This is a genomic window from [Clostridium] aerotolerans DSM 5434, assembly GCF_000687555.1.
GTDB lineage: Bacteria > Bacillota > Clostridia > Lachnospirales > Lachnospiraceae > Lacrimispora > Lacrimispora aerotolerans.
In genome coordinates this window covers 235,607-259,777 of record NZ_JHWJ01000003.1, presented here as the reverse complement: position 1 = coordinate 259,777, position 24,171 = coordinate 235,607, and the positions used below count along the sequence as shown (strand labels likewise).

At 43.1% G+C, this 24,171-nt stretch carries 19 protein-coding genes and 1 pseudogene; 17 read left to right on the top strand and 3 right to left on the bottom strand.

Annotated features, from left to right (window positions below; genetic code table 11):
- Positions 1-91: 91 nt before the first annotated feature.
- The 6 genes and pseudogenes from T546_RS0106220 to T546_RS0106195 all read left to right on the top strand — a co-directional run bounded on the left by T546_RS0106220 (position 92) and on the right by T546_RS0106195 (position 7,926).
- Complete coding sequence (locus T546_RS0106220) at positions 92-1,261, top strand: SAM-dependent methyltransferase (protein ID WP_026890877.1); 1,170 nt, start codon at positions 92-94, stop codon at positions 1,259-1,261.
- Positions 1,262-1,452: 191 nt separating this feature from the next.
- Complete coding sequence (locus T546_RS22920; protein ID WP_051629631.1) at positions 1,453-3,018, top strand: metallophosphoesterase; 1,566 nt, start codon at positions 1,453-1,455, stop codon at positions 3,016-3,018.
- Positions 2,981-3,895 (top strand): DMT family transporter, encoded by a 915-nt coding sequence (locus T546_RS0106210; RefSeq protein ID WP_026890876.1) that lies wholly within the window; start codon positions 2,981-2,983, stop codon positions 3,893-3,895. The genes T546_RS22920 and T546_RS0106210 overlap by 38 nt, the downstream gene beginning before the upstream one ends.
- A 68-nt stretch (positions 3,896-3,963) precedes the next feature.
- Positions 3,964-4,829 (top strand): annotated as a pseudogene (locus T546_RS26410) (MurR/RpiR family transcriptional regulator).
- Positions 4,830-5,110: 281 nt separating this feature from the next.
- Positions 5,111-6,028 carry a 1-phosphofructokinase gene (gene pfkB, locus T546_RS0106200; RefSeq protein WP_026890875.1) on the top strand — a complete coding sequence of 306 codons (918 nt, stop codon included), beginning with the start codon at positions 5,111-5,113 and terminating at the stop codon, positions 6,026-6,028.
- Complete coding sequence (locus T546_RS0106195; RefSeq protein WP_026890874.1) at positions 6,028-7,926, top strand: PTS fructose transporter subunit IIABC; 1,899 nt, start codon at positions 6,028-6,030, stop codon at positions 7,924-7,926. Before pfkB ends, T546_RS0106195 begins: the two co-directional genes overlap by 1 nt.
- Before the next feature lie 92 nt (positions 7,927-8,018).
- Here the strand turns inward: T546_RS0106195 and T546_RS0106190 are convergent, their stop codons facing one another.
- Positions 8,019-8,744, bottom strand: coding sequence for a DUF305 domain-containing protein (locus T546_RS0106190; RefSeq protein ID WP_026890873.1), 726 nt, complete (start codon positions 8,742-8,744; stop codon positions 8,019-8,021).
- A gap of 139 nt (positions 8,745-8,883) precedes the next feature.
- Between T546_RS0106190 and T546_RS0106185 the strand changes: the two genes are divergently transcribed.
- From T546_RS0106185 to T546_RS0106175, 3 genes are all read left to right on the top strand, one after another.
- Positions 8,884-9,537, top strand: a complete 654-nt coding sequence (locus T546_RS0106185) for an HAD family hydrolase (protein WP_026890872.1) — start codon at positions 8,884-8,886, stop codon at positions 9,535-9,537.
- 61 nt (positions 9,538-9,598) lie between these two features.
- Positions 9,599-10,621, top strand: a complete 1,023-nt coding sequence (locus T546_RS0106180) for an LCP family protein (RefSeq protein ID WP_026890871.1) — start codon at positions 9,599-9,601, stop codon at positions 10,619-10,621.
- A gap of 129 nt (positions 10,622-10,750) precedes the next feature.
- Positions 10,751-10,936: a FeoB-associated Cys-rich membrane protein gene (locus T546_RS0106175; protein WP_026890870.1), complete on the top strand. Its 186-nt coding sequence runs from the start codon at positions 10,751-10,753 to the stop codon at positions 10,934-10,936.
- A gap of 142 nt (positions 10,937-11,078) precedes the next feature.
- On the opposite strand, the gene T546_RS0106170 is transcribed toward T546_RS0106175, so the two are convergent.
- Positions 11,079-11,705 carry a peptidase E gene (locus tag T546_RS0106170; RefSeq protein WP_026890869.1) on the bottom strand — a complete coding sequence of 209 codons (627 nt, stop codon included), beginning with the start codon at positions 11,703-11,705 and terminating at the stop codon, positions 11,079-11,081.
- Positions 11,706-11,927: 222 nt separating this feature from the next.
- Between T546_RS0106170 and T546_RS0106165 the strand changes: the two genes are divergently transcribed.
- A complete protein-coding gene (locus T546_RS0106165) occupies positions 11,928-13,160 on the top strand; it encodes a CobW family GTP-binding protein (RefSeq protein ID WP_026890868.1) in 1,233 nt (410 codons plus the stop codon).
- A 35-nt stretch (positions 13,161-13,195) separates the two neighbouring features.
- A complete protein-coding gene (locus tag T546_RS0106160) occupies positions 13,196-14,131 on the top strand; it encodes a TIGR03943 family putative permease subunit (protein WP_026890867.1) in 936 nt (311 codons plus the stop codon).
- A 130-nt stretch (positions 14,132-14,261) separates the two neighbouring features.
- On the opposite strand, the gene T546_RS0106155 is transcribed toward T546_RS0106160, so the two are convergent.
- Positions 14,262-15,647 carry a polysaccharide deacetylase family protein gene (locus T546_RS0106155; protein ID WP_026890866.1) on the bottom strand — a complete coding sequence of 462 codons (1,386 nt, stop codon included), beginning with the start codon at positions 15,645-15,647 and terminating at the stop codon, positions 14,262-14,264.
- A 191-nt stretch (positions 15,648-15,838) separates the two neighbouring features.
- Between T546_RS0106155 and T546_RS0106150 the strand changes: the two genes are divergently transcribed.
- The 6 genes from T546_RS0106150 to T546_RS0106125 all read left to right on the top strand — a co-directional run bounded on the left by T546_RS0106150 (position 15,839) and on the right by T546_RS0106125 (position 24,169).
- The gene (locus T546_RS0106150) at positions 15,839-17,074 is read left to right on the top strand and encodes a D-alanyl-D-alanine carboxypeptidase family protein (RefSeq protein WP_026890865.1); all 1,236 of its coding nucleotides are present in this window, start codon (positions 15,839-15,841) and stop codon (positions 17,072-17,074) included.
- A 147-nt stretch (positions 17,075-17,221) separates the two neighbouring features.
- Positions 17,222-18,703: a sensor histidine kinase gene (locus T546_RS0106145; protein ID WP_026890864.1), complete on the top strand. Its 1,482-nt coding sequence runs from the start codon at positions 17,222-17,224 to the stop codon at positions 18,701-18,703.
- Positions 18,704-18,711: 8 nt separating this feature from the next.
- Complete coding sequence (locus T546_RS0106140; protein WP_026890863.1) at positions 18,712-19,509, top strand: response regulator transcription factor; 798 nt, start codon at positions 18,712-18,714, stop codon at positions 19,507-19,509.
- Between the two features lie 158 nt (positions 19,510-19,667).
- Positions 19,668-21,743, top strand: a complete 2,076-nt coding sequence (locus T546_RS0106135) for an oxidoreductase (RefSeq protein WP_026890862.1) — start codon at positions 19,668-19,670, stop codon at positions 21,741-21,743.
- A 74-nt stretch (positions 21,744-21,817) separates the two neighbouring features.
- Positions 21,818-22,423 carry a TetR/AcrR family transcriptional regulator gene (locus tag T546_RS24515; protein ID WP_026890861.1) on the top strand — a complete coding sequence of 202 codons (606 nt, stop codon included), beginning with the start codon at positions 21,818-21,820 and terminating at the stop codon, positions 22,421-22,423.
- A 201-nt stretch (positions 22,424-22,624) separates the two neighbouring features.
- Positions 22,625-24,169 carry a sugar ABC transporter ATP-binding protein gene (locus T546_RS0106125; protein ID WP_026890860.1) on the top strand — a complete coding sequence of 515 codons (1,545 nt, stop codon included), beginning with the start codon at positions 22,625-22,627 and terminating at the stop codon, positions 24,167-24,169.
- The last annotated feature ends 2 nt before the right edge of the window (positions 24,170-24,171 follow it).

The following is a 24,171-nucleotide window of genomic DNA, read 5'->3' as shown; positions in this document are numbered from 1 at the left end:
ATTTTATCACAGAAAATATAAAATGTCTTATAAAACAGCTAAATTATGGCAAAAATGCTGATATAACAAATAAGGAACAGGAGGAAAAGCCATGAAACTAATGACAGACAATTTTTTAATATCCTTTCTTCAGAAGTTTGATGATCACCCCTTTGATGTGATCGTCAATGGGAAAAAACATCATATCGGAGAAGGAAATCCAACATTTCTGGTGAATCTAAAAGAAGATATCGGAAGTCAGGAGCTTTTAACAAGTACGTCTCTTGCCTTAGGGGAAGCGTATATGAAGGGAAATCTGGAGATCGAAGGAGATTTATTTCAGGCTCTGGATCATTTTCTCGGTCAGATGGGGAAGTTTTCCGCAGACCATTCAAAGCTTAAGAAACTTATTTTTTCTTCTCAGTCCAAAAAGAATCAGGAAAAGGAAGTAACCTCACACTACGATATCGGCAATGATTTTTACAGCCTCTGGCTTGACGATACCATGAGCTATTCCTGTGGATACTTTAAAACGGATGAAGACAGCCTATACGAGGCCCAGTGCAATAAGGTAGAACGGATTTTACAGAAGCTGTGCCTGAAAAAGGATATGACCCTTCTTGATATCGGCTGTGGCTGGGGCTATTTACTCATACGGGCTGCCAAGGAGTATGGAGTGAACGGTGTGGGCATTACTCTCAGCAAAGAGCAGAAAAAGAAATTTGATGAACGGATCGAGGCAGAGGGACTTGTTGGAAAGGTTTCTTCCGAATTAATGGATTACAGAGATTTGGAAAAGTGTGGCAGGACCTTTGACCGGGTAGTCAGTGTTGGAATGGTGGAGCATGTGGGCAGAGAGCATTATGAGCTGTTTATTAAAAATGCAGAAGCGGTCTTAAAACCGGGCGGTCTGTTCTTGCTACATTATATCAGTGCTTTAAAGGAATATCCGGGAGATCCCTGGATGAAGAAATACATTTTCCCAGGTGGCATGGTTCCAAGCCTCAGAGAGATGATTCATATCTTAAGTGACCATCAGTTTTATACCCTGGACGTAGAGAGCCTTCGCAGGCACTACTATAAGACCCTCCGCTGCTGGGATATGAATTTTAACGAACACAGGCAGGAAATCCAGGAAAAGATGGGAAATGAATTTGTCCGGATGTGGGATCTTTATCTGAATGGCTGCGCAGCCACCTTTCATAACGGAATCATAGACCTCCACCAGATCCTTGTTTCCAAGGGTGTGAATAATGAGATTCCAATGACCCGGTGGTATTAAAGATATAGAATATGATTTGTAAATAAGGTTTTATAAAGAAGGTGTTGTACTCTTGGCCGAATTTCAGCCATGGGCGCAGCACCTTTCCTGCTTGTAGGGTTTCTTTTGCAATTCTATGGTTGCCCTATTCTTCAATGCGTGATATGATTCCTTAGGATATATGGAAAAGAAAAGGATTATCAAGAAATAAAATGAATAAACGAAAGAAAAACAGCCTTCTGGTTTTGATTTATTCGGTGATGCTTTTCGTATGTTTTGGAATCGTTACCATGGTTGGCAGACTGAGTTCGCCATCTCCTGATAAAACCCAGACTTCTGAACCAGTGATAATGGAAGTGACGGAAGGCGAGACAAAAGAAAGCGAAACACAACCTTCCCTGCCGGATTTGGAATCTCAGACCACACAGGAAGAAACCAAAGAAAGCATTGCAGAATCAAAAGCAGAGATTTCATCTGACCAAACAACAGAAACAGAGGAAGTATACAAGCCTCCTTCCATTGTAATAGCAACGGATGTGCATTACTATTCCCCGGACCTTACAGATTATGGCCAGGCGTTCTGGACCATGGCAAAAGGGGATGATGGAAAGGTAGTTCAATATATACCAGAGCTTATGGATTCCTTTACCAGGGATATGGAAGAACTGAAGCCGTCTGTAGTAGTCTTAAGCGGGGATCTTACCCTAAATGGGGAAAAGAGAGGGCATGAGGCACTGGCTAAGAAGCTGGAAGTTTTAGAGGAAAAAGGCGTTAAGGTCTTAGTCATACCAGGAAATCATGATATTAATAATTATAATTCAGCATCCTATATGGGGAAAGAAAGAGAACCGTCAGACATTGTAACTCCAGAAGATTTTTACCGTATCTATAGGAGCTTTGGTTATGACCAGGCAATCAGCCAGGATGAGGCTTCCTTTAGCTACGTATATGAGCTTGATGAATACAACTGGCTCCTCATGCTGGATTCTGCCCAGTATGAGCCTGAGAATAAGGTGGGAGGACGGATCAGGGAGAAGACTCTGGCCTGGATGAAGACTGAGCTTTTAGAGGCTAAGAAGCGTTCGGTCAACGTAATTACCATCGCCCATCACAATCTTTTAAAGGAAAGCATTCGATATCCGGTTGATTGTACCCTGGAAAACAGCGAGGAAGTCATACAGCTTTTAGAGTCTTACCGGGTACCTTTATACATAAGCGGCCATCTGCACTTACAAAGGACGAAAACTCATAAGCCAAGGCCTGGAGCCCCTGAGGAGGGATATCATATCAGTGAGGTGGTGGCAGATTCCCTGGCCATTTCCCCTTTCCAATATGGAGTCTTAAAATGGACGGATAACAATGGACTTTTTTATACCTCCAAAGAGCTTGATGTAGGAAAATGGGCCAAAGACCAGCAGGTAACCGATGATAATCTGCTTAAATTCAGAGAATACGGAGCTGATTTCTTAATGGATATAGTCAGCAGCCAGGTCTATGAAAAGCTTAAAAATCTGCCCGAAGAGCAGAGAAATAAGATGGCAGGGCTCTATTCAGATATTAACCGGGCTTACTGCGCTGGTATACCGGTGGATGCCGCCTGGGTCAAGTCGGAAGAAGCTTACCGGCTATGGGAACGAAATTTACCAGACAGCAGGCTTTTTGCTGAAATGAATGAAATGATAAGAGATACGGGACACGATTTTAATACATGGGAATGTGCCCTGGAATATGGGAGGAGAAATGACGGAATTGGAAATGACAGCAGTCCCCAATCTTAAAAAAGGTTGTATTTTAACCTTGTTCGGAGGAATTTTGTGGGGGCTTTCAGGAACCTGTGGGCAGTATCTGATGCAGAGCAAGGGGCTTACCTCTGATTGGCTGATTCCCATACGCCTTCTTTTGGCAGGAATTATTCTTCTGACTATATGCTTTATTAAGGATGGGAAGAAGGTATTTCAGATTTTTAAGACTCCAAGGGATGGGCTTGATGTTTTGATTTTCGGCATGTTTGGAATGTCCATGTGCCAATATACTTATTTTACGGCAATCAGCCAGTCAAACGCTGGAACAGCCACTGTGCTTCAATACATAGGTCCTGTTTTGATCGTCATTTATGTTTCCCTAAAGACTGGGAAAAGACCGGATAAAATTGAGGTGCTTGCGGTTTTACTTGCAATCCTTGGCACTGTATTGCTGGCTACTCATGGAAAGTTAAACAGCCTCGCCATATCACATAAGGCATTGTTCTGGGGACTTTGTTCGGCAGTGGCTTTAGCAGTCTATACCGTACAGCCAGGGGCCATATTAACAAAATATGGGTCCATGATCGTGACCGGCTGGGGAATGCTCATTGGCGGAGTTCTCCTTTGTCTGTTTTTCAGACCCTGGACCATGGCAGTCACCGTAGACGCAGGGGTGATCGGGGGGCTTACCTATATCATCCTGTTTGGTACCATTGTTGCATTTGTGGCCTATTTGGAAGGTGTCAAATGGGTGGGACCAAAGAGGGGGAGCTTGTTTGCTTCCGTGGAGCCTGTTTCGGCTACGTTGTTTTCCGCCCTTCTTTTAAAGGTGGGATTTGGTCTCATGGATCTTCTTGGTTTTGCTTGTATTATTTCCACCATCTTTTTACTCACCCTTGGGAAAAGAAGATAACCTCTTTACATTTTATTTCACATCATGATATAATTATGAAATAATGTTACATGAGAGGCGGGTTGCATATGCAGGAAAATATCAGCGTGTCAGGAGTACTCTGTTCGTCTTATGATTCCTTTTTTGAAGCGGAGAAAAAGATAGCAGACTATATTCTGGCTCATAAAAGTGAAATGATCGATATGACGGTAGCAGAACTGGCTCTGGCAAGCGGAACCAGCGATGCGACCGTATCCAGATTCTGCAGAAGATGTGGTTTTAACGGCTTTCACCATTTAAAAATCAATCTTGCAAAAGAAATTGCTGAGGAGAGAGGGAATTCCACCCATGTATCCAATGATATAAACAGAGAGAATCTTTCTCAGTCTCTACAGAATATATTGGCAAATAAGGTGGCAGAGCTGACTCAGACCATAACCATGATGGATACAGAGGAGCTTGATAAGATTTTAAAGATCATCGAACATGCAAGAACAGTTCAGTTGGTTGCGGTAGGCAATACCATACCCGTAGCCATGGACGGATCTTTTAAGTTTAACCAGCTTGGTATCCGGGCAGTATCCGGGCAGTATCCGGCACCATCTGGGAGACTCAGATGGCTTTTACCTGTAATTTAACGAAAGAGGATGCGGTGATCATCATCTCCAATTCCGGTTTTTCCAAGCGTCTTATGACCCTTGCCGCGGTGGCAAAGGAGAATCATACGCCAATCATTGCGATTACGAACAATCCGTCATCACCTTTGGGCCAGGCCTGCCAGTATCATATTACGACGGCCACCAGAGAGAAGCTTTTGCTGGGCGAATTCTGTTTTTCCAGAGTTTCGGCAACTACGGTGATGGAGATTTTGTATTTATTCCTGTCAGTGAGCATAAAAGATTCTCATGACCACATCAGACGTCATGAGATTGCCATATCAGACGATAAAAAATAGAGAAGTATCTATGAATAAGAAACGAAGAGATGCATGTATGCCATGTATCCCTTCGTTTTTTGTTTTATTTTATAAGTATGTTCCGATCTGGATAAAAACAGGTAAATAAGCACAAAATAAATCGGTGTTACCTTTGACTAGTTGTAGAAAATTGTGCAAAGCGACGAAAAGATTTGAGAAATATTATTTCTTGTGGAATTATATTGACGAAATAAAACAATCGTATTATATTATTAGTGAGGGATGAAATAAAATTTTACGCATAAAAGGAGAGGTGAAATATGATTTACACAGTTACGTTTAATCCTGCTTTGGATTATGTGGTAAAAGCTGATCACTTCACCCTGGGAACTGTTAACAGAGCTGATTGGGAAGGCATCTATTGCGGGGGAAAAGGACTGAATGTATCTACAGTTCTGGCAGCATTAGGTTTTGGAAGTACTGCCCTTGGCTTTGTTGCAGGATTTACCGGCCATGAGATTCTAAAACGAGTCATGAATATGGGATTTCGGTCGGACTTTATCCAGGTGGAAAAAGGCATGTCAAGAATCAATGTTAAGATAAAATCAAGTGAAGAGACTGAGTTAAATGGAATGGGCCCTGAGATTACGGGTGAGGATATAAATCTCCTGTTTGATAAGCTGGACTGCCTAACAGAGGGAGATGTCCTGATCTTATCCGGAAGCATTCCAAAGACCATTGACGATGATATTTATGAGCGGATCATGGCCCGGTTAAAAGACAGGGGTGTCCGCATTGCAGTAGATGCAACAAAGGATCTGCTGATTAACGTGCTTCCTTACCAGCCATTTTTAATTAAGCCCAATAACCATGAATTGGGTGAGATGTTCCATGTGACTCTAAGTAGTACAGAGGAGATCATTGAATACGGAAAAAGGCTGCAGGAAATGGGAGCACAGAATGTTCTCATATCCATGGCTGGTGATGGAGCGATTTTGATCACAGCAGATCAGGAAGTTTACAAGATGGGCGTTCCAAAGGGGATTGTAAAAAATTCCGTAGGAGCAGGAGATTCCATGGTAGCAGGTTTTCTTGCAGGATATTTAGAAAACGGCAGTTATGAACATGCCCTTAGGCTTGGCAGTGCAGCAGGAAGCGCCACCGCTTTTTCCGAGGGCCTTGCCACCAGGGATGAGATAAGAAAGCAGTATGATGAATTGTCAAAGGAGGGGTTTTGATGAAGATCACAGAGTTACTGAAAAAAGAAAGTGTAGAGCTTGATGTTAAGGTCTCAGGAAAAGAAGCAGCCATTGACCGGTTGGTAGACTTAATGGGACGGGGCGGCAGACTGCTTGATAAGGCCGCTTACAAAGAAGAAATCTTAAAGCGGGAAGCACATGGAAGCACGGCTGTTGGCGAGGGAATTGCCATTCCTCACGGAAAGACGAATGCCGTAAAGGAAGCAGGTCTTGCAGCGATTGTAGTGCCTGAGGGCGTGGATTATGAGGCGTTTGACGGAGCTCCTGTCAGGCTGATTTTCATGATTGCTGCACCGGAAGGCGGAGCTGATTTACATTTAGAGGCGTTATCAAAGCTGTCCACTCTTCTTATGGACCCGGATTTCAGAGAAGATTTAATGAATGCAGGATCAAAAGAAGAATTTTTAAAGGTGATTGATGATAAAGAGTCAGCGGGGAACCAGAAAAAAGAAGAGAAAGAAACAAGAGGGTATCGTGTCCTGGCGGTTACCGCATGTCCCACAGGAATTGCTCATACCTTTATGGCAGCAGAAAATCTGGAACAGAGCGGAAAGAAGCTGGGAATTCCTTTAAAGGCAGAGACCAATGGAGCCGAGGGAATCGGCAATGCATTGACCAGGGGAGAAATTGAGGCTGCCGAAGGAATCATTATTGCCGCAGATAAAAATGTAGATATGGCCCGGTTTGACGGAAAGCGTGTTGTCATGGCTACGGTTTCAGAAGGCATTCAAAAAGGCGAGGAACTGATCAAACGGGCAGTCAGTAAGGAAACTCCGGTTTATCATTATTCCGGTTCTTCTTCCCAGGAGAGCAGCGAAAGCGGAAGTGTAGGCCATTCCATCTACAAGCATTTAATGAATGGTGTTTCTCACATGCTCCCCTTTGTTATCGGCGGCGGTATTTTAATTGCACTGGCATTCTTATTTGACGATTATTCCATTGATCCTTCAAACTTTGGTAAAAATACACCCTTTGCAGCTTATATAAAGACCATTGGTGAGCAGGCATTTGGTATGATGCTTCCTGTGTTAGCCGGATACATTGCAATGAGCATTGCAGACCGTCCCGGATTAGCTGTAGGTTTCGTAGCCGGACTCATTGCAAAGATGGGATCTACCTTTGCAAATCCTGCAGGCGGCGGAGTGAACTCTGGATTCTTAGGAGCTCTGTTAGCTGGTTTTATCGGAGGTTATATTGTACTGCTGCTTAAGAAAGCTTTCAGCAAGCTTCCAAAATCCTTAGAGGGAATTAAGCCGGTGCTGTTATACCCCTTAATCGGTATTCTCCTGGCAGCCGTGGCAACTACCTTTATTAATCCATTTGTAGGAGCTATCAATGATGGTATTACCAGTTTGTTAAACAGCATGGGTGGCACCAGTAAAATTGTATTAGGAGCTGTTGTAGGCGGTATGATGTCAGTGGATATGGGTGGTCCTGTTAACAAGGCTGCATATGTATTCGGTACGGCTCAGCTTGCAGAAGGAAATTTTGATATCATGGCAGCAGTCATGGCAGGCGGTATGGTTCCTCCAATCGCCATTGCCCTTTGTACCACCTTCTTTAAGAAGAAATTTACCGAAAAGGAGCGTCAGTCCGGTCTGGTAAATTATATTATGGGACTTTCCTTTATTTCCGAAGGAGCAATTCCATTTGCAGCCGCTGATCCTATTCGTGTCATTCCTTCCTGTATGATCGGTTCAGCCGTGGCAGGAGCGTTATCCATGGCATTTCAATGTACCTTAAGAGCACCACATGGCGGTATTTTTGTACTTCCTACCATTGGTAACCCATTGGGGTATCTTGCAGCCATTGTGATCGGTTCTGTGGCTGGCTGTGGGGTTCTGGCTTTATTAAAGAAAAATCTGGACAGAGAATAAGGATACACACAGACTGATTTATATATAACGCAAAAACGCCTTGATCCGGAACAATGAAATTCCGACAAGGCGTTTTTCTCGTACGCTGTATTCTATTGCGTCAATTTTTTTAATTCCTCTATTTGGGGTTTTCTATCGTTTATAATTTTCTGAGCCATGGTAACGATTTCATTATAATCGGTATATTCGAGTATTGAGGTGGACAGATTTACGGCTAACTGATCATACTGAATAAGGGTCTGAGAAAAGGCATGTTCCAAGCTGGAAGAGTCCGTTTTTCCTGCTTTTTCAAATTCAGCCACCAGTGCATTGAAATCGGTGAGATAAGCATTTTCCATATCCTCATTCTTGTGCTCTTCCCTGGCGTATTTATCCATTAATTCCTTCATGGTTTCATTTTCTGCCGGGAGCTTTTTTTCTGTTTGCTGGGATAGGAGCTTAAATGTTTCATCATTACCGCCAAAGGTTTTATAGGACTCTGAAAGGAGGGTGGTTGCTTCATTTAATGAAATCATTGCTTTTACATAATCCAGGGAACCATTTCCTGAGGCTTCCATAGGCTTAAGCTCCTTTAATAAATTTGTTGTAAGCTCTTGTTCTCTGGTGAGATAGCGGTTTACGGCATCCTCGGCGGAAACATTGTCCAGGTTTTTATTGGATAGGGCTGTCGATGAATCATGGACGCCATTTGTCATGGCGCTTTGGTCTGCTGCTTTGCTTTTGCTATGATACCAGTTTGCTGTGGTAAAAGCGGCAATCAAAAGGAATGCAACTCCTATCATGGCTGCGATGATCCAGTATCTTCTATATTCTTTCATATCATTCTCCCTTATCTGTTATTTACAGACATGTTTATTATGGTCATAAATAAGTACCTTATGCAGAATCAGGGAATACTGGATTTTAAATGCACCATGCTCTATAATGGAACTATGAATTTACGTAAGGAGGAGAATTATGTATAAATGCTGTATTTTTGATCTTGATGGAACCGTCCTTGATACCATCGCATCCCTTTCTCATAGTGTCAGTTTGGCTATGGCTCATTTTGGCTATGGACCGGTGGATGAGGACCATACGAAGAAATTTGTAGGAGACGGATATAAAAAGCTGGTGGAACGGGCCCTGGTTTATTCCGGAGATGAAGCTCTGGTGCATTATGAGGAAGCTCTTTCTGTATATGAAAAGATATTTGAGGAAAATTGCCTCTATGAGATAAAACCGTATGATGGAATCCCGGAGCTCCTTCGGTTTTTAAAGGAAAAGGAAATCAAAATAGGGATACTGACAAATAAAAACCGTGTGAGAGCGGTGGAATGTGTGGAGACCTGCTTTGAACGGGGATATTTCGATCTGATTGTAGGAGATGGAGACGGAATTTCCTTAAAGCCTGATCCAGCCGGTGCCTTATTTATGGCGGAAGCCTTTCACGTGAAGCCTTCGGAATGCCTGTATTTTGGAGATACCAACACAGATATGAAGACTGGAATCCATGCAGGTATGGACACGGTTGGTGTCACATGGGGATTCAGAGATCAGAAAGAACTTGAAACATTTCACCCCAACTATATCATCGATCACCCGGAAAAGATAAAACATGTTTTTGCATAAAATTTAAAAATAAAGGGAAATTAAGGAGAGATAAGAATGCATTGTTAACTTGGGAGGAATCATGGCTAAAAACTTGAAATGGGGCTTTATAGCGATTGCAGCCGTATGGGCGGCTATGATAGGTACGATGGCAGGATTTGCATGGAATATGGCTCATATGCCCCAGAAGCTGCCGGAGATGGATCGGCCCCCGGTTCAGAATACAAATATCAGTATAGAGACTCAGGAAAAGATGGAAGGCTATTGGACCGTTGCTGTCTTCGGTGTGGATTCCAGAGAAGGCAATTTAAAAAAGAGTACCAGGTCTGATATGCAGATGGTCTTTAATATTAATCTGGGTACCGGAGAAATGAGAGTCGTTTCTGTATACCGCGATACTTACTTAAAGCTTGATAAAAAAGGACGGTATGGGAAGATCAACGATGCCTACTTCTTTGGAGGTCCTGCACAGGCAGTGGAGGCTCTGACAGAAAATCTTGATTTAAGCATTGATGATTATGCCGCATTTAGCTGGAAGGCGGTTGCAGAGGCTATCAATATTTTGGGCGGGATTGATGTTGATATCAGCCATGAAGAGTTTCGGTTAATCAATGGTTTTATTACGGAGACCGTGGAATCTACAGGCATAGGCTCCCATCATCTAAAGAAGGAAGGCTTAAATCATTTAGATGGGGTTCAGGCGGTGGCTTATGCCAGGCTTCGTAAAACGGATACTGACTTTAAGCGGACGGAACGGCAGAGAGAGGTTGCGAATCTGGTGCTTAAGAAGGCCAGAGAAGCTGATCTGCCTACCTTAAATAGGCTGGTATCTACCGTTCTTCCCCAGATATCGACCAGCATTGGAATGAAGGATCTTCTGCCCCTGATAAAGAATGTGAGGCGGTTCCACATGACAGTATCGGAGGGATTTCCCTATAAAGTAAAAGACGCTGCCATCGGGAAAGTAAAGGACTACGTTGTGCCCATTGATATGGTGGACAGTGTCAAGCACCTGCATCAGTTTTTGTTTGATGAAGAGGATTATCAGCCATCAGAGACGGTAAAGGAAATCGGAAAACTCATTAAGTCCAGAGTAAATAAATAATGACAGGTATGCAATGATTTATCTGGAACCTGGCTACAATCCGTGAGCGAGAGAATATTCTATATATAAAAGTATCTGATTCTCTAAGCTACTTAGAGATGGGGACAATAAAGGAAGGAGAGACCTCTTATGCTGTTGTGGCTTTCCGCCAATGGATCTACGATTATTATTTCTCTGATTCTGATTGTTCTGGTGTATCTTGCCGGAAAGAAATTGACAAAGCAAAAGGGTAACTGCTGCGGAAACTGTTCTGGATGCAGCGGATGCTGTTTTCACTGTTTTGATGAGCAGGAAAGGGAAAAGCAGGAGCTTTAGAAGTCTTATTACAAGCACCCTGTGGAAAAAAGGATAAAAAATATGCCTTGATCGGTCTTATAAATCCCGTTTCAAGGCGTATTTTTATGGCATGATAACCATGATACCATATCAAAAATCAGTAAATGGACAGAATCCGTATTTATGAATGGAGCTGGCTTGCCTTTACTTTTATCTCTTCATGATTGACCAGAATGGCCTCTTGATTGCTGATGGGAGAGAGCTTTAATGTGGAGGAATAAGTATCTATAATTTGCTTCGTGGCTTCCTGAAAAGGCGGATTGTTATAGTGTGGGACAGGGTAGAAATCTACAAGACTAAGCGCCTTAAAGCTTTCAAGGTCCGGTGCCTCATCAACAGAATCCATACCTTTTGCATATTCAATATCAGCCGATGCAACAATGGCTCCTGCAGATTCTCCAATATAAAGCTTTCCTGAATCTACTTCCTCTTTTATTAACTGATCAGTACCGGTACGCTTCATTTCCTGAAGCAGGAAAAATGTATTGCCTCCGGTCACGTAAATATAATCATTTTGCTTGAGTTTTGAAGTGATTTCTTCTGCTGATGCAGTGGAAATCTCCAGCTCATCAACCAGAAGTCCCATATCTTCCAATGCTTTTCTGCCTGATTTCACATAAAAATTAACCGTTTCCACGATACTTGCAGTTGGAATAAAGGTAATTGTTTTCCCCTTTAAGTTTTTTTCGAAATCTGGAAGCAGGTCTGCCACATCCTGAAATGAGGATGCCAGAAATAGTTTTTTCATTAGCTGTTAGCTCCTTTCTTTGCTGTCTTTTTTATAGTATATCAGAAAAAGGTGTCAAAAAGTGATACATTTAAATTGGAATCATTGGATCAGCTGATAATTTTTGCAGATTATGCAAAAGAAAACCGAAGGCACTCTGCTTGACTTATGGTAAAGTTTGTGACACAATAAGTAGTTGTAGTTTCTTGTTAAACTCTGGAAAGAAAAGAGGTACGTACTGACATGACAAAGATTGATATTATCTCCGGCTTCCTTGGAGCTGGAAAGACGACTTTTATTAAGAAGTTATTACAGGAGGCCATTGCAGGTGAGCAGGTTGTCCTGATTGAAAATGAATTTGGTGAGATAGGAATTGACGGCGGTTTCTTAAAGGATGCAGGCATTGAGATCCGTGAGATGAATTCTGGCTGTATCTGTTGTTCTCTTGTAGGCGATTTTGGAGAATCCTTAAAAGAAGTGCTTACAAAATACCAGCCTGACCGTGTAATTATCGAGCCATCTGGCGTAGGTAAGCTGTCTGACGTTATGAAGGCAGTTGTTGACGTTGCTTCCCAGCTTGATGTGGTCTTAAACAGCGCAGTGACCATTGTAGACGCCCAGAAGTGTAAAATGTACCGGAAGAATTTTGGTGAATTTTTTAATAACCAGATAGAAAATGCCGGAACCGTTGTTTTAAGCCGTACGGACATCGCTCCATCGGACAAGGTTGACCAGGCGGTTGAAATCATCAGGGAATTAAATCCAAAAGCGTCCGTAGTCACCACTCCATTTGGAGAACTGAGCGGAAAACAGCTTATGGAAATTATTGAAAAGCCTGATACCATGGTTGAAGATCTTTTGGCTGAGGTCAAGTCCCATCATCATGACCACGAAGGAGAATGTGGCTGCGGTCATGATCACGGCCATGAGCATCACCACCATGCTCACGAGGGTGGCTGCGGCTGTGGTCATCATCACGACCACGATCATGACCATGAACATCATCACCATGATCACGACCACGAGGAGGGCTGTGGCTGCGGTCATCATCACGATCACGACCATGAGCATCATCACCATGATCACGAGGAGAGCTGTGGCTGCGGTCATCATCACGATCACGACCATGACCATGAGCATCATCATCATCATGGAGAAGGCTGCGGCTGCGGTCATGACCATGACCATCATGATGCAGATGAGGTATTCACCAGCTGGGGAGCAGAGAATGTTGCTTCTATCAGCAGGGAAGAGCTGGATAAGATCCTCGATGAGCTGGCATACGGAGAAGGCTTTGGAGATGTGCTTCGGGCAAAGGGTATGATCCCAGGAGAAGAAAAGGGTCAGTGGCTTTACTTTGATCTTGTGCCGGAGCAGTATGAAATCCGTAACGGAGTTCCGGAATATACCGGCAAGGTATGTGTCATTGGAGCCAATTTAAAAGAAGAAGAGCTGAAAAAAGCGTTTAAGCGTTAATTGGAATGGAGGAAAACATGAGCAATACCGAAACAATGGAAGATGATTTTATGCCGGTATTCCTGATTAATGGATTTTTGGAATCAGGTAAGACCCAGTTCCTTCAGTTTACCATGGAACAGGATTATTTTAAGACAGAAGGGAAGACACTGTTAATTGTCTGCGAAGAGGGTGAGACAGAATATGATTCAGAGCTGCTTTCCCGTAATCATACAGAGGCTGTTTTCATTGACAGCTTAGAAGAGATGACGCCAGACCGGCTTCTGGAGCTGGAGCTGCTTCACAATCCGGAGCGTGTTCTGATTGAATGGAACGGAATGTGGAATTTAGATCAGTTAAAGCTTCCGGATGACTGGAACGTTTATCAGCAAATTACATTGATTGATATGTCCACCTTTGATTTATACTCAGCCAATATGAAGCCGCTTCTTTTCGCAATGGTCAAAAATTCCGAGATGATCATCTGCAACCGCTGTGATGGAATCGAGGATCTTTCCGGCTATCGCCGGACGCTTAAGTCCATGAGTCCAAAAGGCGAGATTGTATTTGAAGATTCTGAGGGAGAGGTCAATGAGATTGCAGAAGAAGATCTGCCCTATGATGTGAGCCAGGAAGTGATTCAGATATCGCCTAAGGCTTATGGAGTCTGGTATATTGACTGTATGGAGCGAAGAGATCGGTATGAAGGGAAAACCGTGGAATTTACAGCTATGGTATTAAAAACTCCCGAGTTCCCAAGAAATTACTTTGTACCGGGACGTATGGCCATGACTTGCTGTGAAGATGATATGACCTTCTTAGGATTTGTAACAAAATCAAGAGAAGCCAATAATCTTGAGACAAAGCAGTGGGTCAAGGTAAAGGCTAGGATCGCCTATGAATACTGGAAGGATTATAACGGGGAAGGCCCGGTTCTTTATGCAGAAACCGTATCCCCTGACCAGCCGATCAAAGGATTTGTAGAATTTTAATACATCATTTAAGTATATAACGTAGTTCATCATAAAAAAAGGTATTTTGACAGGTGCAAAACCATGTCAAAATACCTTTTTACTTATATGCGTATTCATTTATTAAACGTTTCCAGTTTAGCATTGCCGCTTACATGGGAGGAACCGGGGTAGGCCTGTCCGGATCAAATACATCAGGTACATTAAAGAGATCTTTTAAGCTGTCTGGATAATAGTACATCCGGTATCCGTCAAGATTTCTTCTGGCCTGGCGGAAATAATCTTGTCCAAGCTGCATCCAGGTGGATTTACTGGCATCTACATTACAGAAATAGCGAAAGCCCTGTGATTGTAAATAAGTAAAACGTTCGTTTGCCTCCGTATAAGGCGTCCAGCTTCCAATGTCACTTCCAAAGGGGAAGAGAATAATATCTGTTGGGCCGATTAAGGACCCTACGTTCTTTGCCCACTTATCAGAATCTATTTTAAAATGCTCCATGGAGATTCCGCCCATGTTGCGGTGGCCCCAGCTGTGAGAAGCCAGCTCCCAGCCATGCTCCTTTAGATTCTGGGCTACGGCTGCCGCCTGTTTTTTGTCTTCTTCAAAATTAGGGTTGGTATCTTTATAAGCTTCGTCGGTGCGATATCCCAAGATTCCGTTGTACCCGGTAAAAGCCAGGATTCCCCTTGCTCCTTTGTAGGAAAAACCAGGGTGTGTCTGGATGAAGTTTTCCAAAATGGGGACCAGATCATAATCTCCAACGGAAACGCTGCCATCATCCATCTTCATCTCACAGGTAGGGTAGCCGTCTTTTCCAATGACAATCCTGGAAGCGAAGCCGTCCCCATCCATGTATTCGTAGTAACAAACATCATCCTGGGAAAGGACGAATGCTTTTTTTCCCTCAGGTAACATGATGTTGCCATATGTAAATTTGGGATTGCCGTTTTCATCCTTTGTCTCATATGCCAGGTCGTGAATCCTGACCAGCACGTAGCCCTTATCGTACATAGACTGCATAATCTTTAAGAATTCAGACTTGGTGGTCATCATCTGGTTATAGCCTGCCTGCTTCTTATCTCCATCAAAGGCCTTTTTGTTGTCCATGATCAGAGAATGAAAAAATACATGGGTCACATCCTGGGGATTAACGGGGACTAAAGCGCTTTTGGCAGTTTCATAGCCGGCAATGGCTGATTTAAAATCCTCTCTGGCGGCCAGATTGGTATCGGACTGTAAGAGGGCAATGGCTCCGTCATAATCGTATTGGACCGACAGTGCCTCAGCTTTTTCAAGAAGAGTTAAACCAGGATCCTTCTCTGGCTCACTGGCAGCAGTTGCTTCACTTTCAGAGGAGTGGTTTGCGACAGAAGAATCAGCTGGCAATGTGCCATTACCCAGCTTTTTATTTATGGCAATGCCACAGAGTGCAAGAATTGCGATGATTAATAATACAGAGATTGCAATCATGATTGTGCTTTGAATGCGGTTTCGACCTCTGCCGAAATTTCGTTCACGGAAATTATTAAAGTTCATAGTCTAACCCCTTAGCTTTTTCAATATATTAGGTTGTTACCCAATGAGTGTAACATTTCCTGTACAAGTATAACATACTTTATAGGAAGATGAAACGATAAGCTGGGAATTTTTTTTGGAAAAATTGGCATATGAATAGGATATGTCCCCATACAATGGTATAAAGTAATTTTCAGGGGATGGTATCTAGCATGAGGAGAGTTACGGCATTTGTTTTAAGCTGTATCCTGCTTTGTTACAGTTTATGCATTCCGGCCGCAGGACAGGAGCCTGATATCGCGGTAGCCTCGGATATGATTGTACAGGCAGAACAGGCGAAGGAGGTAAATGCAGAGGGAGGCCCGGCGATCCAGGCCCCAAGTGCTGTTTTAATGGAGGCTTCGACCGGTCAGGTCATCTATGAAAAGGATGCGGATGTAAAGAGAAGCCCAGCCAGTATTACAAAAATCATGACACTGATCCTTATATTTGATGCGCTGGATTCCGGCAAAATTAAACTTACGGATGAGGTCGTTACCAGTGCCCATGCAAAATCCATGGGTGGTTCTCAGGTGTTCCTGGAAGAGGGAGAGGTTCAGACAGTGGAAACCCTGATTAAGTGTATTGTGGTTGCCTCTGGTAATGATGCCTCTGTGGCCATGGCAGAATACATAGCAGGAACAGAAGATGAGTTTATTAAAATGATGAATGAGAGGGCTGCAGCTCTTGGAATGACCAATACTCATTTTGAAGATTGCTGCGGACTTACAGAGTCCCCCACCCATGTAACGACTGCCAGGGATATTGCTATTATGTCCAGAGAGCTTATTAACAAATATCCTCAAATACATAATTACTCCACCATCTGGATGGAGAACATCACCCATGTAACAAAGCAGGGGACAAAAGAATTCGGTCTGTCCAATACCAACAAGCTGTTAAAGATGGCCACGAACTTTAATGTAACTGGTTTAAAAACAGGTTCTACCTCTGTTGCCAAGTACTGTTTGTCAGCCACAGCGGAAAAAGATGGTGTCCGGCTCATTGCTTCCATTATGGCAGCACCGGATTATAAGGTTCGGTTTGCCGATGCCCAGACCTTGTTAAACTATGGATATGCTAACTGTAAGCTGTATGAAGATAAAGATATGATTCCTCTTCCCAACATGATCGTAGATAACGGTGTGGAGGAAGAGGTGCCCTTAAAATATGGCGGTTCATTTTCTTATCTGAGCTTAAAAGGGGAAGATTTTGCAGCCATTGAAAAGAAGCTGGAACTGGTTCCTTCCCTTCCGGCACCTTTAGAAGAAGGCCAGCCGGCCGGTTCTCTTGTCTATACCCTTGGTGGAAAGAAGATAGGAGAGGTTCCCATTCTTACTGCCCAGGCCGTCCGGGAAGCTAAATTCATGGATTATTTGAAACGTCTCTTAAAGGCATTTAATTTGTAATTACAAAAAAACGCAGTCGCAAAAACTCTCATTATGCGGCTGTGTTTTTTTCTATATACAATAATATTGACAAAAAGTTTAAGGGAAGCTAAGATAAATTATGATTATTGCACAAAATACGACAAATGGGGATTGGGAGGAAATCAGGTGGGGAAACGGCTGCTTGCCCTTTGGTATCAGATGACACTAAAAAAGAAGCTGTACGTAATCATTGGCAGCGTTGGAATGATTATGGGTGCTTCTATTTTTATCAATTTAAAGGTGGTTTACATATTCGTAGATGGTGCAAGAGTGATTATGGATGACAATCTGGCCTGCTATAAATTTCAGGAATCCATGGAAAAGGAGAGGGAGCAGTTTGCCCGACTTCTTTCAAACAATACACCGGAGAACCGGTCGGCATACCAGCTGGCCTGCAGGGAGACTAGAATTCATTTAGATGGACTTCCTTATGACTACGATAAGATAGGGGAGGCCCGTTTTGGAGTGACCTGGAATATTATCAATGGATATGAGACCTATGAAAAGCAACGGGAAAAGGTAGTATCCATGAGCTCTGGAGATGATAACTACATCAGAGAGCTGTACAAGGCCTATAACATGCAGAAATATCTGGAAATCTATGCCAACCGCCTCACAAAGATCGTGTTAATGGCGGGAAATGATTATTATGAAGTCCAGATTTCAGCGCTGAAGCGGATGCCTTATCTTTTGGTTGTGATAAGCCTTACGGCCTTTGTGGTGCTGGTGATTCTTCTCCGGTTCATTACAGGGAGTATCGTTAAGGCGGTGGTACAGCTGGCTACTGTTTCCGGGAGGATTGAAAAGAATGATTTTTCTTCTCCGGATGTGCGCTGGGACGGAACTGATGAAATCGGACAGCTTGTGAATGCCTTTAATAAAATGAAATCTTCCACCGAAAATTATGTGATTGCAACGGAAGAGAAAAGACAGGTGGAAGAAAAGCTTTACCGCCATGAGCTTGAGAGGGCGGAGCTTGAAAAACGTTTCTCCATGGCTCAGCTTCAGCTGATTAAAAGTCAGCTGAACCCTCATTTTCTGTTTAATACTTTAAATATGATGACAAGAATGGCTCAGATGGAAGAAGCGCCGGTAACTGAAGAGATGCTGGTGGCCGTTGGAAATCTTCTTCGTTATAGTCTTAGGACCTCAAACGCCTTCGAGCCTCTGGAACAGGAGCTTAAGGTAGTGCGGGATTATATGTACATCCAGCAAATGCGCTTTAAAGACCGGTTTCAATGGAATATCAATTGTGACAGCGCTTTGTATCAGGAAGAGGTTCCTGTTTTCCTTCTCCAGCCCCTGGTGGAAAATGGGGTGATTCACGGCATATCGGAGAAAGAAATGGGGGGCGCCATTCAGATCGATATTAAAAAATCGGGGGAGAATTTATGGATATCCGTCTCGGATACCGGAAAAGGGATGGATACCGAGAAGCTTAAAGCCATACGAAATGCCATGGAAACAAAAGGAACCGGACTGGGAATTGGTCTTGGAAATATATACAGAAGAATTTCTGCTTATTACGAATATGGGAAGGTAACCATTCACAGCACAGAGAACGAGGGCACTGTAGTAGAAATTGAATTCGGTCGGAAAAAGGGGTAATACGGGGAATGCAACGGTTAATGATAGTGGAAGACGAAATGATTGAGCGGATTGTGCTTAAGAAGATGATTCAGAAAAAGTTTGGGGAGAGCTGTTTGGTGTTTGAGGCACAGAACGGAAAAGAAGCAGTGGAGGTCTTTCGGCGGGAAAAGATTCAGGTAGCTATCTTGGATATTGGGATGCCAGGCCTGAATGGAATTCAGGCTGCTGAAATTATGAGAAAGGAAGACCCGCATTGCTGCCTTATATTTTTAACGGCATATGACAGGTTCGACTATGCAAAGAAAGCCATATCCATAAAAGCCATGGAATATTTATTAAAGCCCTATTCTCAGAAGGAAATCATTAATGTAGTGGAAGAAGCTCTAAGGGTGAGCGGTGATGTTGCTCCGCAGACCAATGAGGAACAGGGGCCGGCATCAGAAGATGGTATTGCCCTATCAGAAAAAGAACCGGATTATAACAGCAGCCGGCTGTCGGTAATGACCTCTATGGTGGAGGAATACATCCGTTCTAATTTCATGAATGATATTTCGATGAATGAAGTAGCTCGTTCCATCGGGTATTCAGAGCCTTATTTTTGTAAAATGTTCAAGCAGCAGTTCGGTCAAAGCTTTACCTCTTACCTCATGGATTACAGGGTTGGCGAGGCAAAAAAGTTTCTGGAACAGCCCAATGTAATCGTGAAAGATGTTGGTGCAAGAGTGGGATACCTGGATTCCAATTATTTTACAAAGGTCTTTAAACGTCTGGTCGGGATTAATCCGTCAGAGTATAGAATGAATCGATTGAATGAGCTTTCATAGGGACAGAGCCTGGTAATCCAGGCTCTTATTTTTTGCGATATGGGAGATTTTTTGCAGTTGAAATTTTGCCAGAATACTGGATTGACAAAAATGTAACAAAGTGATATTATTTACATAACAAGTTAACCGAACAAGTAATGTTAAAAAGGAGAAGGTATATGTCAAACAAGTATGAACCGCTGTTTCAGCCATTAAAAATTGGCCAGATAACGATTAAAAACAGGATTGTTTTATGTGCCATGGAAGGTACAAATCTTGTTGAAGGTATGATGGGGTATGAGTTTAACAAGCATTGCAGAGATTATTATTTGGAAAGGGCAAAGAATGAGGTAGCTCTCATGGTACCTGGAATGGTAACAGTAAAAAGCATGGTGGGGGACAGCTGGCTGGGAGATCAGGAAGAGATCATGATGGGACCGGTGAAAAGTCTTATGGAAGAAATCCATACATATGGCTCTAAGGTTTTCCTTCAGATTGGTGCAGGAATGGGGAGGGCAATGGTTGCCATTAAGCCATTAAGAGATATTTACTATGCACAAAAAGAGGGGAAAAAGGTAGAGACTCCGGTACCTTTTGATGTAGACAGAATCTTTCGTTCCCCATCTGCCGGCTTACCTAATGTATGGGACCCTGATATTTTAAGTACAGAGATGACCAGGGAAGAGATAAAACAAATGGTAAAGGAATATGGAAGAGCCGCCGCTCTTTGCAAAAAGGCAGGAATTGACGGGGTTGAGATTCATGCGGTACACGAAGGGTATCTGCTGGATCAGTTTACAATATCTGCAACAAATCACCGCACAGATGAATACGGCGGCTCTCTGGAAAACCGATTCCGGTTTGTGACAGAAATCATTAAAGAAATTAAAGCGGTCTGTGGCATGGATTACCCTGTCAGCGTCCGCTACAGTGTAGAAAGCAAAATGATTGGATTTAACAAAGGAGCATTGCCAGGTGAGGACTATATTGAATTTGGCCGTGATTTAGAAGAAGGTATTAAGGGAGCAAAGATCCTGGAAGAGGCCGGGGCAGATATGTTAAATGCGGATAACGGCTCTTATGATTCCTGGTTTTGGGCACATCCGCCGTTATATATGCCATTAAGCTGTAACCTTGAAAGCTCTGCAGCCATTAAGCCTTACGTTAATATCCCTGTGGTATGTGCGGGACGTATGGAAGACCCGGATACAGCAGCTCAGGCGTTAAAGGATAACAAAGTTGATGGAATTGGCATTGCCAGACAGCTTCTTTGTGACGGAGCGTACGTTTCAAAGATCAAAGAAGACCGGGTCGATGACATACGCCCTTGTCTTGCCTGCCACAATGGATGCTTTGCAGTCAGCAAATATAAAGGCAATCCAGGCTCTATGCCGGAGGGAAAGATGGGGTGCTGTGCGATTAATCCAGTTACACTTCAGGAACAGGAATATCAAATAATCCCGGCGGAAACAAAAAAGAGAATTGCTGTGATCGGCGGCGGCATCGGAGGAATGGAAGCAGCCCGTCTTTTAGCCATGCGGGGACATGAAGTAACTATTTATGAAAAAACGGATGAGTTAGGCGGAGTATTCATTGCTGCCGGAGCACCTGATTTTAAAGAGAAGGATAAAATGCTCATTCAGTGGTATAAGCGCCAGATCAGTAACTTAAATATTGACGTTATCTATCATACCCAGATAAAAAAAGAAGACTTGGACTCTATGAGTGTGGATGAGATCATTGTTGCAACGGGTGCTGTTCCCAGAACCCTTTCTGTTCCTGGTGCCAAACTCCACCACGTCATGGAAGCAATTGAATATTTAAGAGGCAGAAAGAAAGCGGATGGAAATCGTGTAGCCATTATTGGAGGTGGATTGACTGGCTGTGAGATCGCCTATGATCTTATTTTAAAAGGAAAACAGCCGGTCATCATAGAAATGATGGATGACATTTTAAAAATCGACGGTTTAAGTGCAGCCAATGCAAACTTCTTACGTGATGCGTTTAGAAGATATGAAACACCGGTTTATTTGGAATCAAAGGTGATTGAAATAAGGGATCAGGGAGTCGTCATTATGACAGACCACGGAGAAGAATTGATTGAGGCGGATAATGTGATTACCTCCATAGGTTATATCCCCTCTCCTGTAACTGAAAGTAATGATAAAAATGTTCATATCATTGGAGATGCAAAAAGCGTCGGCAATTTGATGAATGTTGTATGGGGAGCATACGATGCTGCGCTTTCCATATAGTCTCATCTGATGGTTCCTTAATGTCTGGTTGTTTCTGACTGCTTTTTATGCTACAATGCCTGTGAGGTGTGAGCATGGTAGAAAAAAATAAAAGAAAACTACAGGCAGAGAAGACAAAGAAAGCAATCATAGAGTCGATTACCCAGATGGTATCGGAACGTCCTATTTCACAATTAACAATAAGGGAAATCTGCAGTCATACGGGAATTTCTCCTGGGGCATTTTACCATCATTTTGACAGTAAGGAAGCAGCGATCCTTTTTAGCTATCAAACCGTTGATTATAAATTTGAAGAGCTGGCCCGGGATGGGACACCGCTTCAAAATATTCGAAGTATCATCGCGCTGCATCTGGGACTGATCAGTTGGGATAATATTAATTCAGTGAAATCCGTATACATCAGCCACCTGGTGTATTATGATGAGTATTTCTTTCGTGAAAGCCGTCCCATATTTGTAGACCTAAAGGAAGAGATATCAGCTTATTTGGGAAAAGAGCCTGATCACGAGGCAGTACATGAGCTTGCCTGGAAGTTATTGAGGTTTTGCCGGGGCATGATGTATAATGCCTGCATTGATCCTGGTAATATGCTGGATCAATGGCCGGAGCAACAGACAGATGAAGTGATGGAGTATTTTTTGTTCCAGGTTAATAAATTACAAAAGGAATCATTAAGATAACAGAATTATCCTGTGATTTTAAATTTAAAATGAGTTGCTGTGTTAGCCGGCTGGCTATGCAGCAGCTCTTTTTTCTTTATTTATAAAAAAAGATAAAATTATACTAGGGATGATAAAAACTTACGATAGAATCCGGTATATGCAGCAGATATAATGAATGTAAGCACAGGAGGTGTGAACAAGCAGAGAGGAGGATGAGGGATGGAACAGGAATTGTTTCGTATGGAAGGAATCAGCAAAAGCTTTCCCGGGGTCAAGGCTCTCGATAAAGTAAAACTGTCAGTATATAAAGGAGAAGTATTAGGACTTGTAGGCGAAAACGGAGCTGGCAAATCCACTCTTATGAAGATTTTATCCGGAGTGTATCAGGCAGACGAAGGAGAAATCTTTATTGAGGGGGAAAAAGTAGTCATTGATTCGGTTGCCAGGGCACATGAGCTTGGGGTCAGCATTATTATGCAGGAACTTAACATGTGCGGGCATTTAAGCGTTGCGGATAATATATTTATTGGCAGGGCGCATAAAAAAGGTATCTTTATTGATGACAACAGGATGCACGAGGAAGCAAAAAAGATACTGGTCGACTTAGGCATTGATTTAAATACCTATGATCACGTAGGAAGCTTGAGCATTGCACAGCAGCAGATGGTGGAAATCGCAAAAGCAATCAGTTTTAATTCCAAGATACTGGTTCTTGATGAGCCAACGGCTACGCTGACAGAGAAGGAAATCGAGCAGCTGTTTGGAATTATCAGGCGTCTGAAGGAAAAAGGCGTTGGAATGGTCTATATCTCCCATCGAATGGCGGAGCTGAACCAGATATGTGAACGGGTGACCATAATCCGGGATGGACAGTACATAGGAACCAGAAATTTAAATGAGATCACAATGGATGAACTGGTAAACATGATCGTAGGCCGTTCGCTGGAGGACAAATATCCAAAGCATAAGCGGACCATCGGAGACATTGTACTGGAAGCTAAAAATGTACGCCGCGGTACCAAGGTAAATGCGGATTACCTGTATGTAAGAAAGGGAGAGATCCTTGGAATTTCAGGTCTTGTGGGTGCTGGCAGAACAGAGCTTATGCGTTGTATCTTTGGCGCGGACCAGCCGGACTCCATGGAGCTTTTTATGGAGGGAAAGCCCATTAAGGTGACTTCCGTCATTCAGGCCATTAAGCATGGAATTGGCTACGCCACAGAAGACAGAAAGCGGGATGGACTGGCCCTTGGTCTGGACATTAAATACAACACCAATATGGCTCATCTCCCAAGCATAACCCGTTTCGGCTTTATTGATGATAAGGCAGGACTTGAAAATGCTGAAAAATATGTAAAGCGAATGAGGACGAAAACACCCAGTGTCCATCAGCTTTGCGGAAATCTTTCCGGTGGAAACCAGCAGAAGGTGGTCCTGGCAAAGTGGCTGTGCAATGATGTTAAGGTGCTGATCGTGGATGAACCTACCAGAGGAATTGATGTAGGAGCAAAGTACGAGGTATATGAGCTTTTCAACCAGCTTAGTGATCAGGGCGTATCCATTATCATGATCTCATCAGAATTACCTGAAATCCTTGGCATGAGTGACAGGGTCGTTGTTATCCATCAGGGTGAGATTAATGGAGAACTGGATGCGAAAACTACGACCCAGGAAGAGATTTTATATCTGGCAGCCGGTTATAACAAACTGGAAGGAAAAAAGGCGCCTGTTTTACCGGGCGGAGGAGATAGAAAAGGAGAATAAGG